Here is a 14,065-nt window from a genome sequence, read left to right on the forward strand (position 1 = left end):
AGAGAAAACTTGGAAGGGGCACATACCATGAATATGGATTTTAATTTTTTAATGAACGACGTAGTCAAACAGGCTCGCGATGAGATTAAGACTGCTGGATATACAGAATTGACTACTCCCGAGGAAGTAGCAGAGGTATTTGCACAAAAAGGAACGACACTTGTTATGGTCAACTCCGTTTGTGGCTGCGCTGGGGGAATAGCTAGACCTGCAGCAGCTCATGCGATTCATAATGATAAACGCCCTGATCAGCTTGTAACTGTTTTTGCTGGGCAAGATAAGGAGGCGACGGAAAAAGCCCGTGATTACTTCGAAGGGTATCCACCGTCATCCCCATCATTTGCATTGCTGAAAGATGGAAAAATCATCACTATGATAGAACGCCATGAAATTGAAGGGCACCACCCGATGTCCGTAGTTGAAAAATTACAAGACTACTTCGATCAATATTGCGAAGAAGTGTAAGCTATAGCCATAAGCAAAAAAACCCGCCAATCGACGGGTTTTTTTTTATTCATGAACTTGCATAAATAAGGAACATTTAGGAAAGAAGATAGATAAGGAAGCCAGATATATCCCCTCTGGAGAAAAAGTGCGAAATGGGGAAGGTTAATTGAGTGAATATTTCGAAAAGTAAATCTATTTTTTACGTTATTGAATAATTATTAGAGTGTGTTAAAATACACATTAGTGTATGAATATTAGTTATGCGAATTAATTAATTTATGTAACCTAAAACCAAATTTAATAACAAGAGAATTGAAAATATCATTTTGGAGGAATAATAATGAAGTTGAAAAAGCAGTTAGCATTGTTGCTTACTTCTGTGTTATTAGTAGGTATTTTAGCAGCATGCGGAACATCTGAGAAAAAAGATAAAAACACAGCTGGCAAAGAAGACAAAAAGGTCCTGGTAATGGGAACATCTGCGGATTATCCGCCATTTGAATATGTTGAAACATCTAAAAGTGATCAAATAAAAGGATTTGACATTGATATCGCTAAAGCAATCGGTAAAAAATTAGGTTATGAGGTTCAAGTGAAGGACATTGACTTTAATAGTCTTGTTCCGGCTCTGGAAAATAAATCGGTCGATTTCGTTATCTCTGGAATGACTCCAACAGAAAAACGTGAACAATCCGTTGATTTCAGTGATATATACTATACAGCTAAAAACATGATCATCACGACAAAGGACAGTAAGATCAAAACTGTTGAAGATTTAAAAGGGAAAACGGTAGGGGTACAGCTTGCATCCATTCAGGAGACATTGGCAAACGACTTGAATAAATCCAAAAAGACCGGGATGAAAATTGAAAAACGGAATCGTATTCCAGAGGTTGTTCAAGAAATGTCCACAGGACGTTTTGACGCCGCAATCATGGAAGATACTGTGGCAAAAGGCTATTTGAAAGATAATAAAGATTTGGTGGGCTATGTGATCAAATCTGGTGAAGAAGATGCCGGTTCGGCAATCGCTTTCCAAAAAGGAAGCAAGTTAACTGACGAATTCAATGCCGAATTGAAAAAAATGTTAGAGAATGGTGAAATGGAAAAATTAATAATAAAATGGTTCGGTGGCAGCGAAACTGAATAATACAAGAGAGGAAAAGCGTTCAGAAGAGATGCAATATGCCTTCTGAACGTTTTTCCGCGCTTTATTGACATTAAATGAAGCAGGAGGAAGGCCCATGAGAACGGCCTTCATAAGAGAGGATGAATGGAGTGAATCTGGAATTTGATAGGATTATACCCTCCCTTCCATATATCCTGGAGGGAATACCGACTACATTAAAGGTTGTAGCGGTTGCGGCTGTAATCGGTTTTGTTTTGGGAATATTATTATCTATACTTAAAATCAGTAGAATCAAGCCCTTAAATTGGATTGCTGACTTTTATACATCCATTTTCCGCGGTACCCCTTTAGTGCTGCAATTAATGCTGATTTATTTTGGTTCACCACAAATATTAGGGATTCAAATCGAAGCATTCCAAGCAGCATTTTTAGCATTCGGGCTAAACTCTGCCGCATACATCTCTGAGATTATCAGGGGAGGCATTCTAGCGGTAGATAAAGGGCAACGTGAGGCTGCACTTGCACTTGGGGTACCCTATTCAGGGATGATGCTTAATATAATACTTCCGCAGGCCATCAAGAATATCCTGCCGTCCCTTGTGAACGAAGTGATTTCCTTAACGAAGGAATCAGCCGTTGTCACAATTATTGGGTTGGGGGATATCATGCGCCGTTCTTATATTGTCGGCGGTGAGACATATAAATTCTTCGAGCCGATTTTATTTGCCGGTCTCATTTATTATGTGATGGTTATGGTTCTTACCATCTTAGGCAAGGTGATTGAAAGGAGAATGAGACGCAGTGATTAAAATTGATGAGCTCAAAAAAAATTATGGTAAGCTCGAGGTATTAAAAGGCATCAGCACCGAGATAGGGCAGGGTGAAGTGTTAGCGATCATCGGCCCATCCGGTTCGGGAAAATCAACTTTCTTGCGTTGCATCAATATGCTTGAGACTCCAACTGATGGTCAAATTTGGTTTAAAGATCAAAACATCACTGAAAAAAAGACCAATATCATGAAAGTGCGTGAAAATGTCGGAATGGTTTTTCAACATTTTCATTTATTTCCTCATAAAACTGTCCTGGAGAATCTGACATATGCACCGATGAAGGTGAAAAAATTATCAAAAGCTGAAGCAGTAAAACAAGCCCGGGAGCTCTTGACTAAAGTCGGTTTGGCCGATAAAGAATCGTCATATCCGAATCGTCTATCAGGCGGACAAAAACAACGGGTCGCCATTGCGCGGGCATTGGCAATGAATCCGGAAGTGATGCTTTTCGATGAGCCGACCTCAGCTCTTGATCCTGAGATGGTAAAAGAAGTGCTCGAGGTAATGAAGTCACTGGCACATACTGGGATGACCATGCTTATCGTAACGCATGAAATGGGATTTGCCAAAGAAGTGGCCGATCGTGTACTTTTCTTGGACGGGGGTCTTCTCGTCGAAGAAAGTGCTCCGGAAGAATTCTTTTCCAATCCGAAAAGCCAGCGTGCAAAAGACTTCTTGGAAAAAGTTTTATAAGCCAAGGCAAATAGTATATAATTATAAAAAAAAGGTAACGACTAGGTTACCTTTTTTTATTTTATTCCTATAATGTATTTTTGAGTGAATGGATTTTGAAAAATTGGAAATTTCATTCACAAAGGACTGTAAAAACATCAGAAATCCTGATAGTATTATAATAGATAGCGAAAGAGCCAGGTGATACATAACAATGTTTAAAATCGGATACAGGACGATTAAAACTGCTTTGGGGGTTACCCTGGCAATTATTATTGCACAAATGCTTAACCTGGAATATTTTTCGGCTGCGGGAATCATAACGATCTTATGCATTCAAGTTACAAAAAAGAAGTCGGTGGATGCCTCCTGGCACCGGTTTTTAGCTTGTTTGATCGCAATGGTCTATGCATCCCTATTTTTTCATTTCATCGGGTTCCATCCGCTGACAATAGGGTTGATCCTTTTGATTTTCATTCCTACGACAGTTGCCTTGAAGATTAATGAGGGAATTGTAACGAGCAGTGTCATCATCATGCATCTTTATGGAGCTGGCAACATCACTTTTTCCCTGCTGATCAATGAAACGATATTAATTGCCGTTGGAGTTGGAGTTGCACTTGTCATGAATCTGTACATGCCCAGTGTCGAAGAAAAACTGCTTGCCTATCAGGAAAGTATCGAAACTAACTTTAGTGCGATCTTAATGGGGATTGTCCGCTATTTAAGGGATAATGACCACACATGGGATGGTAAGGAAATTACTGAAACAGCCAATCTTCTTAACCAAGCCAAAAGCCTTGCCTTCAGGGACGTGGAAAATCATTTCTTAAGGGAAGAAGACCTGTATTACCATTATTTCAAAATGCGTGAAAAGCAATTTGAAATAATTGAACGCATTCTTCCTCTAGTCACGAATATTCCATTGGTCGTCAAGCAAAGCGGGATAGTGGCTGATTTTATTGAGGACCTGGCAGAAAACGTCCATCCACAAAATACGGCCATTCTTTATCTGAAGAAGCTTGAAGAAATGGAGATGCATTTTAGGGGAATGGCACTTCCACAGACACGGGAAGAGTTTGAATCAAGGGCCGCATTACTGCAGCTCATGAAGGAAATGGAACGCTATTTATTGTTGAAGCATTCCTTCAAGGGGCTACCCAAGCTGGCCAATAACCGAATGAAAAAGAGGCACATGGCTTAAACTAAGCAAAAAAGTAAAGGAATTGATATAAATGAAATGGATCCTTTCTTTGTTGCTTATGCTATCTTTGTGGCCGCTACAGGTACAAGCTCAACCTCAATCGGTTAAGCCGGGAGATCCTTTTATCATCATCAATAAAGCCAACAATAAATTGGCGTTCATTGATGATAACGAGGTCAAGGAGATTCTGCCGGTCGGCACTGGGAAGAGTCAGGAATTGACACCTGAAGGGATTTTCACGGTTAAAATAAAAGCGGTCAATCCCTATTATCGAAAAAAGAATATTCCGGGCGGCGATCCCAGGAACCCTTTGGGATCGAGGTGGATTGGATTTGATGCACGAAATACCGATGGCAGGATTTACGGGATACATGGTACGAATCAACCGTCGTCAGTCGGTAAATTCATTTCAAATGGCTGTGTACGGATGCATAAAGCCGATGTAGAGCGTTTGTATGAAAAAGTCCCTATCGGCACAAAGGTGTTAATCACCAAGTCGAATGATGATTTCAAAACTTTGGCAAAGAAAAACGGAGCGATAAAATAAAAAAGAGAGGGAAGTCTTTGCTTCCCTCTCATTCCGATATTTATTATAAAAGAAATGCGATACCTGATAATAAGGTCGTCATCAACATCGAGATAAGCATTAAATACACGACGATCTTTCTTATTTTTTTATTTCCCATATGCTCTCTCTCCCTCAAACAGTTTAATTGGTTTTATTTTAACTTGAACGTTTAGTAGAAACAAGTAAAAGTACAATGTTCATATTATTCCGAATCTTGAAAGGCTTCAATGGAAGATTAATAGTATTTTAATAGAGTCATCCATAATACATAACATGGGGGGATGAATGATGATTAAAAATATCGATCATATTGGTATTGCCGTCAAGTCACTTGATGAAACCTTACCACTTTACACGGAAACGCTGAACTTGGAACTTGAAGGAATAGAGACAGTGGAGAGCCAAGGCGTAAAAGTGGCCTTTATCTTGGCAGGCAATACCCGTTTGGAGTTATTGGAAGCGTTGTCACCGTCAAGTCCAATCGCCAAATTCATTGATAAACGCGGTGAAGGGATTCATCATGTGGCCCTTGGTGTCGATAGTATCGAAGATCGAATTAAAGAAATTAAAGAATCAGGATTGCGCATGATTGATGATTCATCAAGAAAGGGAGCACACAAAGCAGATGTTGCTTTCGTTCATCCCAAGTCTACTTCAGGTGTATTGTTTGAGCTTTGTGAACGAGCCGGATCAAAGGAGGAGCAGGAATGACAGACATATATGAAACGATCAATGACTTATATGACAGACGCCGCAAAGTGGAAATGGGCGGCGGTGAAGAAAGAATCGATAAGCAGCATGAAAAGGGCAAACTTACTGCAAGGGAAAGAATCGAGCTTTTAGTTGATCCGGGAACTTTCATTGAACTTAATCCTTTCATCAAACACCGTAATACTAATTTTGGCATGGAAAAGGAAGAAGGACCGGGAGAAGGGGTTGTCACCGGTTATGGAAAGGTAAACGGCCGCGACATTTATCTGTTTTCCCAGGACTTTACTGTATTTGGCGGTGCACTAGGGGAAATGCATGCTCTGAAAATTGCCAATGTTATGGATTTGGCAGCGGAAAATGGGGCCCCCTTCATAGGTTTGAACGATTCTGGTGGAGCGCGTATTCAAGAAGGTGTTGTTTCCCTTGACGGTTATGGACAAATATTTTATCGGAACTCCATTTATTCAGGCGTCATTCCACAAATTTCCGTTATTATGGGACCTTGTGCAGGCGGAGCCGTTTATTCTCCAGCCATAACCGACTTTGTCTTCATGGTTGAAAAAACGAGCCAAATGTTCATAACAGGACCTAAAGTCATTGAAACGGTTACGGGTGAAAAGATTTCATCTGAAGGGTTGGGTGGAGCGACTGTACATAATACCATAAGCGGTAATGCGCATTTCAAGGGAGCGACAGAAGAACAAGTATTGGCCGACGTTAGACGTCTCCTGAGCTATCTTCCACAAAACAATGAAGAGAAGCCGCCTGTTTTGGAAACGGACGATGGAGATGACTACCGTCCGGACTTAACGGATGTAGTCCCTTATGAAGGGATCCGTCCATATGATGTTCGGAAAGTATTGGAGCAAATTGTCGATGAGGGTTCCTTCATGGAGGTGCAAGAGGGCTTTGCGAAAAACATAGTGGTCGGCTTAGCCCGAATCAAAGGGAAATCAGTGGGACTTGTCTGTAACCAGCCAAAAGTATTGGCAGGGGGACTGGATATTGATTCATCTGATAAGGCTGCCCGTTTTATTCGTTTTTGTGACTCGTTTAACATTCCGTTAATTACGTTTGAAGATGTTTCAGGCTTCTTCCCGGGCGTTAAACAAGAGCATGGCGGGATAATCCGTCACGGTGCAAAGCTGCTATACGCTTATTCAGAAGCAACAGTACCAAAATTGACGATCATCCTGCGTAAAGCATACGGAGGAGCTTATGTGGCCCTTAATAGTAAATCCATCGGTGCTGATCTAACATTTGCATGGCCAAATGCGGAAATCGCGGTAATGGGTTCTGCTGGAGCGGCAAATATCATTTTTGCCCGTGAAATTCAAAATAGTGAAGACCCTGAAGCGACTCGTGCAGCTAAAATAGAAGAATACCGTGATAAATTCGCTAATCCATATGTTGCTGCAAGTCTTGGAATGGTAGATGATGTAATTGATCCCCGGGAAACAAGGATTAAGATCATTCAATCACTTGAAATGCTTCGCAACAAAAAAGAAAAACGTCCATGGAAAAAACACGGCAATATCCCGTTATGATCCAACTGCAAGGAGCCCGAAATATATCTATTTTGGGCTCTTTTCCATACTGGGAAGAATTCGAAAACCATTTATATGTTATCATTCACCCTTTTTAAGGGGAACTTTGGACGGGGGATGACCAGCATTCCATTTAAGCACGGTTCCTCAATTTCACATTATTTGCCGGGGCGCCGCTTTTAGAAGTATAATTAAAGAGGAAAACTTTTTTGGAGGTTTTATTTTATGATTAATGAAGAACGTTTAGTTAGTGAATTTATGGAATTGGTCCAGATTGATTCCGAAACGAAAAATGAAGCAGCCATCGCCAAAGTGCTGACAGAAAAATTCGAGGCACTGGGTGTAGAGGTTTTTGAAGATGATACAACAGCAGTTACTGGTCATGGTGCAGGCAATTTAGTATGTACTTTAAAAGGAATGAAAGAAGGCGTAGATACCATTTATTTCACCTCCCATATGGATACGGTTGTACCAGGTAGTGGAATCAAGCCTTCCATCAAAGATGGATACATAGTGTCAGACGGAACGACCATTTTAGGAGCGGATGACAAAGCTGGATTAGCGGTCATGTTAGAAACGCTTAAAGTGTTGAAAGAACAGAATATCGAGCATGGGACAATCGAATTTATCATAACAGTCGGTGAAGAATCTGGCTTGATAGGGGCAAAGGCATTGGATCGCTCACTTGTAACGGCAAAATTCGGTTTTGCTCTTGATAGTGATGGAAAAGTTGGCAATATCGTCGTTGCTGCACCTACTCAGGCGAAAGTGTCTGCGATAATTTTAGGCAAGACTGCTCACGCTGGTGTCGCTCCTGAAAAAGGAGTTTCGGCAATTACGATCGCTTCCAAAGCGATCTCAAGAATGCCGTTAGGCCGGATCGACGAGGAAACGACAGCCAACATCGGACGTTTCCAAGGTGGACAGCAAACCAATATTGTTTGTGACCATGTTGAAATCCTTGCGGAAGCAAGATCCTTGATTCCTGAAAAAATGGAAAAACAAGTGGCGAGAATGAAAGAGGCATTCGAGACTGCCGCCATTGAAATGGGCGGACGTGCTGAAGTTGAAGTTAACGTCATGTATCCTGGTTTTAAATATGGGGCTGGCGATCATGTAGTCGAAGTCGCAAGAAAGGCAGCAGAGAAAATCGGTCGTCCATGCGAGTTGGTTAAAAGCGGCGGCGGAAGCGATGCCAATGTCATTGCAGGTTTTGGGATTCCTACTGTCAATCTCGCAGTGGGGTATGAAGATATCCATACTACGAATGAAAGAATACCCGTTGAGGAATTAACGAAGCTTGCTGAAATGGTTGTCAGTATCATCAAAGAAGTATCCGGGGAATAATTAAATCGAAAAATAGATCCGGAAGAGAGTTTCCTGAGTAAATCTAAAGAAGGTGGCCGTATTTCTTGTTGGAAATGAGGAATGTGCTTTACCGATTTTAATCCGTGATTTCCATCGAGAAATCTGATGCCATATAATTGATTCCCCCTAGCAAGGATTTGTTGCTGGAATGGGCAAGGTCAGGAATGAATTGTTACCACTGATAGATATGAATGAGGTAATATCCAGGTAAATCAGCTCTCGGCAATGATGAACAGAGGTGGATTGCAATATGGACGGATGTCCTCCCCGCCGGACACATAGTCCAGCCAGGCAATCAATAAACTGAATATATGCAGGGTGTTGCCAATGGGGTAGCCGTTTGATTACAATCATTGATCCTCAAAAACTCGTATCATCTTTGTTCAAGTATTGCTGGAATTTATGTACAGTCATCAATGACATGATGGCTGTTTTTCTTGGATTTGCATCATCTTTCACTGTGGTTACCAAAGATAAATAGGGGTATCTTAAAAGAAATGGTTTTTTATTGGCCCTATTATCCGGTGTTTTTTATTTTTACAAGGATGTGACGGTCAAACATGAAGGACATGTATCCCAAAAATGGCAGGGTCATTCTCCATGTAGACATGAATAGTTTCTATGCTTCAGTTGAAATGTCATATGATGTTTCATTGAAAGGCAAACCGCTTGCGATTGCAGGCAATGTTGAAGAGAGAAGAGGCATAATCGTCACCTGCAGCTATGAGGCGAGGAAGTTCGGGGTTAAAACGACCATGCCAATTTGGCAGGCGAAAAAACTATGTCCTCAATTAGTCATTCAGAAACCGAATTTCGAGCGTTATCGAAAGGCATCACTGGCTATTTTCGATGTATTGAGGCAATATACAGAGATGGTTGAACCGGTTTCGATAGATGAGGGGTATCTGGATATTAGTGAATGCGCCGAATTGGGTTCACCTTTAGATATAGCCAATAGCATTCAGGAAAGAATTTTGAATACGATGGATCTCCCTTGCAGCATCGGGATTGCCCCTAATAAATTTTTGGCCAAAACTGCCTCTGATATGAAGAAGCCAATGGGAATCACCATATTAAGGAAAAGGGATATTTCGGAAAAGCTCTGGCCTTTACAAGTGAACGAAATGCATGGAATCGGGGATAAGACCTCGGAAAAGCTTAAAACCATCGGCATAATGACGATCAGGGACCTTGCAATTGCCAATGATAGTCAACTGAAACAGCTTCTTGGGATCAATGGCATCCGTTTGAAAGATAGGGCTAATGGAATTGACCCCAGGATTGTGGATCCCGAAGCGATTTTTGATCATAAAAGCATTGGGAACTCAACAACTCTGCCACATGACTCCACAAATCAAAAAGAACTGATCGGTGTATTGGAAAAGCTTTCTGAGAGGGTAGCCATCCGTTTGAAAAATAAACGCCTGCTTGGTCAAAAAATAGGTGTGACGATCCGTTACAAAGACCGCCGCACTATAACGAGAAGCAGGACGGTTCCTAATCCTGTTTTTGAAAAAAAGGATATCCTGGATGGAGCTACAGATCTCTTTATGAAAAATTGGAATGGGGAAGGGATCAGACTCCTTGGTGTCACTGCCTATGATGTCATAGAGAAAGAGTCAGCCTTCAAACAGCTGGATATTTTCTCCTTTCAAGAGGATGCAGCAAAAGAACCTCTGTATGAAGCGATGGAACACTTGCAAAATAAGTACGGAGAAAATATTATTAAAAAGGGATTACCCTTGAAGAACCGTTCGATTGGAACAGACACTAGCTTCAGCAAAGATTTCTTTGAGCAATCCAGGAGGAATGATCCTTCTTTTGAAAAAGAATAGCGTATAAGCTGTGTAAAGATATAGAGAAGGGAAAGATGATCATGACAAAACAACAGATTGGCGTTATCGGACTAGCGGTAATGGGCAAGAACCTTGCATTTAATATTGAAAGCAGAGGATATTCAATTTCCGTCTATAATCGCTCAGGATCAAAAACGGACGAAATGATGAAGGAAGCGGAAGGTAAAAACGTAACGGCCGCTTACACGCTTGAGGAATTCGTCCATTCTTTGGAAACACCACGCAAAATTTTATTGATGGTTAAAGCTGGTGCTGCAACAGATGCGACAATCGAGCAATTAAAACCGTTACTTGAAAAAGGGGATATCGTTATTGATGGAGGAAATACCTTCTTCAAGGACACTCAGCGCCGTAATGACGAATTAAGCAAGCTTGGCATCCATTTCATCGGTACAGGCGTCTCAGGAGGGGAAGAAGGGGCTCTAACAGGTCCATCCATCATGCCTGGGGGTCAAAAAGAAGCATATGAACTGGTTGCACCGATCTTGAAGGATATTTCAGCTAAGGTCGATGGTGATGCTTGCTGTACGTATATCGGACCGGATGGAGCAGGTCATTATGTGAAAATGGTACATAATGGTATTGAATATGGGGACATGCAGTTGATTTCCGAATCTTATTTCCTTTTGAAAAATCTTCTTGGACTGTCCGCTGAAGAATTCCATGAAGTCTTTACTGAATGGAATGAAGGGGAACTTGATAGTTATCTAATTGAAATTACTGCTGATATTTTCAAAAAATATGATGAAGAAACTGGCAAGCCGATGGTCGATATCATTTTAGATAAAGCGGGCCAAAAAGGAACAGGGAAATGGACAAGTCAAAGTGCGCTTGATCTTGGTGTTCCGCTTCCAATCATTACGGAATCCGTATTCGCCCGGTTTATCTCAGCAATCAAGGACGAGCGTGTTGAAGCGAGTAAAATCCTTCGTGGTCCAAAAGCCGAATCATTTACAGGCGACAAAAAGGCTTTGATTGAAAGTATCCGAAAAGCACTTTATATGAGCAAAATCTGTTCATATGCACAAGGATTTGCACAAATGAAAGCAGCATCAGAAGAAAATGACTGGAACTTGCAATATGGCGAAATCGCAATGATTTTCCGTGGCGGCTGTATCATTCGTGCACAATTCCTTCAAAAAATCAAGGAAGCGTACGATCGTAAAGCGAACTTGAACAACCTGCTTCTTGATCCTTATTTCCAAGGGATTGCCGAAAGCTATCAAGGAGCTCTACGTGAGGTAGTGTCAACGGCAGTGATGAACGGAATTCCGGTTCCTTGCTTGTCATCGGCACTTGCCTATTTCGACAGCTATCGTACAGAAACGCTGCCAGCTAACCTTATTCAAGCCCAACGTGACTATTTTGGAGCTCATACGTATCAACGCATTGATAAAGAAGGAACATTCCATACCGAATGGATGGAAAAATAATAAGTTCAAGCCGGCTAAAAGGGAATTCCCTTTTAAGCCGGCTTTTTTAAAAAAACTATCTCCGATGCTCCACAAGGTCAATGACCCCTAATACAATATGTGCCAAACCGAAACCAAATACCGTATTAGCCACCATTTTGTTTGAGCGCCGGTTCTGCTTCATTGCATAACCAGCAGCTGTCACGGCTGTGCCCAACGCTGTTGGAATTAGTCCTTCACGAATGTCCATTCGATAATCCCCCCACATCGAAGTTAGTGGTGCCATTACTGGCACCTTTTCTAGTGTAACCTCAGCAAGACCTTACCATTCTTTTTCTATAAAGAGTCCAAAAGGTTGGAAAGGGTAAAAATGAACTAGGTGTAAATAGTGCTGGTTTATTTCCTTTTTTATGGAAATGTAGTATGATGTATGTCATTCATCCATCTTTTTAGGTTTAAACACCTGCGGAAAAGGAAACATAAACATTGAAAGCCATGGACGGACCATAGGATACAGTAGGCAGATAAGAGAGAAGGAGCGGATGACTAATGTTCATCATCTGGTTGGCTGTAGCCATTTTTTTATTATTCATTGTCTTAGAACTGGGTGTTTCATTTTGGCTTAATTTAGAAAGAGATGAAGAAATGTCAAAGCCCAAGGAAATGTTTCATATTATCCGGGAGAAATTGGTCAGGAAGAATGTTTCATGAATGAAGAAGGGGATGCAGAATTCAAATCTGCATCCCTTCTTGATATCCTATCAATCATCATTATTTTCGCTTTTCTTGATTTGCCACCAAATATGTCCATCTTCTGCCAGGAGTTCATCGGATGCAAGTGGACCTGTGGATCCTGCTTCATAATTAGGGAAAGATTCTTCTTTAGTATTTTCCCATGCATCGGAAATGGTATCGACGAACTTCCATGAGAGGGCAACCTCGTCCCAGTGAGTGAAGTTTGTAGCATCTCCGCGCATGCTGTCAAACAATAGCTTTTCATATGCCTCAGGAGAATTTATGTGTTCGATCCCTTTGTTGGATACGGTCAGCTTCATTTGCTTTGTATTGGATGTCGTCCCGGATTTCTTAACATTTAAGTACAGTGTGATACCTTCGTCTGGCTGGATATGGATAACGAGAAGATTTGGGTTCAACGTTTCTTCTGTTTTATAATATAGATTCATTGGGATATCTTTGAATTGTACAACGATATTCGTTGATTTGACATCCATTCTCTTACCGGTACGGATATAAAAAGGTACACCGGCCCAACGGAAGTTATCTATCATCAATTTACCCGCAACATAGGTCTCTGTGTTGGATTCGGGATTTACGTTATGTTCATTGCGGTATGCCGGAAGTGCTTGACCGCCTATCGTTCCTTCACCATATTGGCCACGGACGAAGTATTGATTGACTTCGTCCACCTTCATAGGTCGAAGTGAACGCAATGCCCGCACTTTTTCGCTTCTGATCTCTTCGGTTGTCAAAGCGATCGGGGGTTCCATGGCAAGCAAGGCAACCATTTGCAGCAGATGGTTTTGGACCATATCCCTTAGGGCACCGCTAGTTTCATAATAACGCCCACGTTCTTCAACGCCAAGTGTTTCACTTGAAGTAACCTGGATGTTAGATATATATCTGTTATTCCAAAGCGGCTCGAATAGGGCATTTGAAAAACGTATGACCTCAATATTTTGAACCATTTCTTTTCCTAAATAATGATCGATACGGTAGATTTCATCTTCAGCGAATGCAGTTCGAATCTGCTCATTCAATTTTTGGGCAGTTTCGAAACTGTGCCCAAATGGCTTTTCGATGACCAAGCGCTTATATCCAGTCGAATCAGTCAGGCCTTGAGCTTTAATCTGTTCGGCAATCGTTCCGAAAAACTCAGGTGCCATCGCTAAATAGAAGATCCGATTTCCTTCTAAATGGTACTGCCCGTCTAAATTTTCGGCAATGTCTTTTAACTGCAGGTATGATTCCGAGCTAGTTACGTCATGGGAGTGATAATGGAAATGGGAAATGAATTCGTCTACCTTTTCTTCCGCATGTCCAAACTTAAGTATGGAGTCCTTGACACTTGTTTGAAACTCTTCGTTCGTCAATGATCTCCTTGCTACTCCAACGACGGCGAATTTATTGATTTTCTCTTTTTGAAATAGTCGATATATGGAAGGAAACAATTTCCTTTTCGCTAAATCTCCGGTAGCACCAAAAATCATAATCAATGCTGTGGGTTTATTGTTTTCTGTCATGTTAAAACCTCAACTTTCCGTTAAATCTGTCTATAAAGTTGGAATTCCCGATTGTGTAC

At 41.3% G+C, this 14,065-nt stretch carries 15 protein-coding genes; 12 read left to right on the forward strand and 3 right to left on the reverse strand.

The features are described from left to right. The first annotated feature begins 27 nt into the window (after positions 1–27). The 6 genes from ACFX4L_RS03255 to ACFX4L_RS03280 all read left to right on the forward strand — a co-directional run bounded on the left by ACFX4L_RS03255 (position 28) and on the right by ACFX4L_RS03280 (position 4,830). Positions 28–465, forward strand: coding sequence for a BrxA/BrxB family bacilliredoxin (locus tag ACFX4L_RS03255; RefSeq protein ID WP_061463976.1), 438 nt, complete (start codon positions 28–30; stop codon positions 463–465). A gap of 328 nt (positions 466–793) precedes the next feature. Further along, positions 794–1,597 (forward strand): transporter substrate-binding domain-containing protein, encoded by an 804-nt coding sequence (locus tag ACFX4L_RS03260; RefSeq protein ID WP_445744651.1) that lies wholly within the window; start codon positions 794–796, stop codon positions 1,595–1,597. Positions 1,598–1,725: 128 nt separating this feature from the next. After that, the gene (locus ACFX4L_RS03265; protein ID WP_061466139.1) at positions 1,726–2,385 is read left to right on the forward strand and encodes an amino acid ABC transporter permease; all 660 of its coding nucleotides are present in this window, start codon (positions 1,726–1,728) and stop codon (positions 2,383–2,385) included. Then, positions 2,378–3,100 (forward strand): amino acid ABC transporter ATP-binding protein, encoded by a 723-nt coding sequence (locus ACFX4L_RS03270; protein ID WP_061463974.1) that lies wholly within the window; start codon positions 2,378–2,380, stop codon positions 3,098–3,100. The genes ACFX4L_RS03265 and ACFX4L_RS03270 overlap by 8 nt, the downstream gene beginning before the upstream one ends. 193 nt (positions 3,101–3,293) lie before the next feature. Continuing rightward, positions 3,294–4,283, forward strand: a complete 990-nt coding sequence (locus ACFX4L_RS03275) for an aromatic acid exporter family protein (protein ID WP_377382943.1) — start codon at positions 3,294–3,296, stop codon at positions 4,281–4,283. Between the two features lie 31 nt (positions 4,284–4,314). Continuing rightward, entirely contained in the window at positions 4,315–4,830 is a 516-nt protein-coding gene (locus ACFX4L_RS03280) for a L,D-transpeptidase (RefSeq protein ID WP_061463972.1), read from the forward strand. A gap of 43 nt (positions 4,831–4,873) precedes the next feature. Here the strand turns inward: ACFX4L_RS03280 and prli42 are convergent, their stop codons facing one another. Next, the gene (gene prli42, locus ACFX4L_RS03285; protein ID WP_284470259.1) at positions 4,874–4,969 is read right to left on the reverse strand and encodes a stressosome-associated protein Prli42; all 96 of its coding nucleotides are present in this window, start codon (positions 4,967–4,969) and stop codon (positions 4,874–4,876) included. A gap of 170 nt (positions 4,970–5,139) precedes the next feature. Here prli42 and mce point away from each other — a divergent pair, with 170 nt between their 5' ends. The 5 genes from mce (at position 5,140) to gndA (ending at position 11,766) form a co-directional block, all read left to right on the forward strand. Continuing rightward, a complete protein-coding gene (mce, locus tag ACFX4L_RS03290; protein ID WP_284470260.1) occupies positions 5,140–5,562 on the forward strand; it encodes a methylmalonyl-CoA epimerase in 423 nt (140 codons plus the stop codon). Next, the gene (locus ACFX4L_RS03295) at positions 5,559–7,109 is read left to right on the forward strand and encodes an acyl-CoA carboxylase subunit beta (RefSeq protein WP_061463970.1); all 1,551 of its coding nucleotides are present in this window, start codon (positions 5,559–5,561) and stop codon (positions 7,107–7,109) included. The genes mce and ACFX4L_RS03295 overlap by 4 nt, the downstream gene beginning before the upstream one ends. Positions 7,110–7,334: 225 nt before the next feature. Then, positions 7,335–8,456, forward strand: a complete 1,122-nt coding sequence (locus ACFX4L_RS03300) for a tripeptidase T (RefSeq protein ID WP_377403932.1) — start codon at positions 7,335–7,337, stop codon at positions 8,454–8,456. Between the two features lie 581 nt (positions 8,457–9,037). Next, complete coding sequence (locus ACFX4L_RS03305; protein WP_061463968.1) at positions 9,038–10,312, forward strand: DNA polymerase IV; 1,275 nt, start codon at positions 9,038–9,040, stop codon at positions 10,310–10,312. Between the two features lie 41 nt (positions 10,313–10,353). Beyond that, a complete protein-coding gene (gndA, locus tag ACFX4L_RS03310) occupies positions 10,354–11,766 on the forward strand; it encodes an NADP-dependent phosphogluconate dehydrogenase (RefSeq protein WP_317778486.1) in 1,413 nt (470 codons plus the stop codon). A 55-nt stretch (positions 11,767–11,821) separates the two neighbouring features. On the opposite strand, the gene ACFX4L_RS03315 is transcribed toward gndA, so the two are convergent. Continuing rightward, the gene (locus ACFX4L_RS03315; RefSeq protein WP_089361468.1) at positions 11,822–11,995 is read right to left on the reverse strand and encodes an asparagine synthase; all 174 of its coding nucleotides are present in this window, start codon (positions 11,993–11,995) and stop codon (positions 11,822–11,824) included. Between the two features lie 299 nt (positions 11,996–12,294). Between ACFX4L_RS03315 and ACFX4L_RS03320 the strand changes: the two genes are divergently transcribed. Beyond that, on the forward strand, positions 12,295–12,456 hold the full coding sequence (locus tag ACFX4L_RS03320; protein WP_155727338.1) for a hypothetical protein: 162 nt from the start codon (positions 12,295–12,297) through the stop codon (positions 12,454–12,456). 50 nt (positions 12,457–12,506) lie between these two features. Here ACFX4L_RS03320 and zwf read toward each other — a convergent pair whose 3' ends face one another. Beyond that, on the reverse strand, positions 12,507–14,006 hold the full coding sequence (gene zwf, locus ACFX4L_RS03325; protein ID WP_284470263.1) for a glucose-6-phosphate dehydrogenase: 1,500 nt from the start codon (positions 14,004–14,006) through the stop codon (positions 12,507–12,509). Positions 14,007–14,065: the final 59 nt, after the last annotated feature.

This window comes from Peribacillus sp. YIM B13482 (assembly GCF_042787975.1).
Classification (GTDB): Bacteria; Bacillota; Bacilli; order Bacillales; family DSM-1321; genus Peribacillus; species Peribacillus simplex_A.

Excerpts from the sequence above, each read along its gene's own strand:
- ACFX4L_RS03305 (WP_061463968.1), top strand. The coding sequence starts at position 9,038 with ATGAAGGACATGTATCCCAAAAATGGCAGGGTCATTCTCCATGTAGAC.
- ACFX4L_RS03315 (WP_089361468.1), bottom strand. The coding sequence starts at position 11,995 with ATGGACATTCGTGAAGGACTAATTCCAACAGCGTTGGGCACAGCCGTG.
- ACFX4L_RS03255 (WP_061463976.1), top strand. The coding sequence starts at position 28 with ATGAATATGGATTTTAATTTTTTAATGAACGACGTAGTCAAACAGGCT.
- ACFX4L_RS03295 (WP_061463970.1), top strand. The coding sequence starts at position 5,559 with ATGACAGACATATATGAAACGATCAATGACTTATATGACAGACGCCGC.
- zwf (WP_284470263.1), bottom strand. The coding sequence starts at position 14,006 with ATGACAGAAAACAATAAACCCACAGCATTGATTATGATTTTTGGTGCT.
- prli42 (WP_284470259.1), bottom strand. The coding sequence starts at position 4,969 with ATGGGAAATAAAAAAATAAGAAAGATCGTCGTGTATTTAATGCTTATC.
- mce (WP_284470260.1), top strand. The coding sequence starts at position 5,140 with ATGATTAAAAATATCGATCATATTGGTATTGCCGTCAAGTCACTTGAT.
- ACFX4L_RS03300 (WP_377403932.1), top strand. The coding sequence starts at position 7,335 with ATGATTAATGAAGAACGTTTAGTTAGTGAATTTATGGAATTGGTCCAG.
- gndA (WP_317778486.1), top strand. The coding sequence starts at position 10,354 with ATGACAAAACAACAGATTGGCGTTATCGGACTAGCGGTAATGGGCAAG.
- ACFX4L_RS03275 (WP_377382943.1), top strand. The coding sequence starts at position 3,294 with ATGTTTAAAATCGGATACAGGACGATTAAAACTGCTTTGGGGGTTACC.
- ACFX4L_RS03320 (WP_155727338.1), top strand. The coding sequence starts at position 12,295 with ATGTTCATCATCTGGTTGGCTGTAGCCATTTTTTTATTATTCATTGTC.
- ACFX4L_RS03280 (WP_061463972.1), top strand. The coding sequence starts at position 4,315 with ATGAAATGGATCCTTTCTTTGTTGCTTATGCTATCTTTGTGGCCGCTA.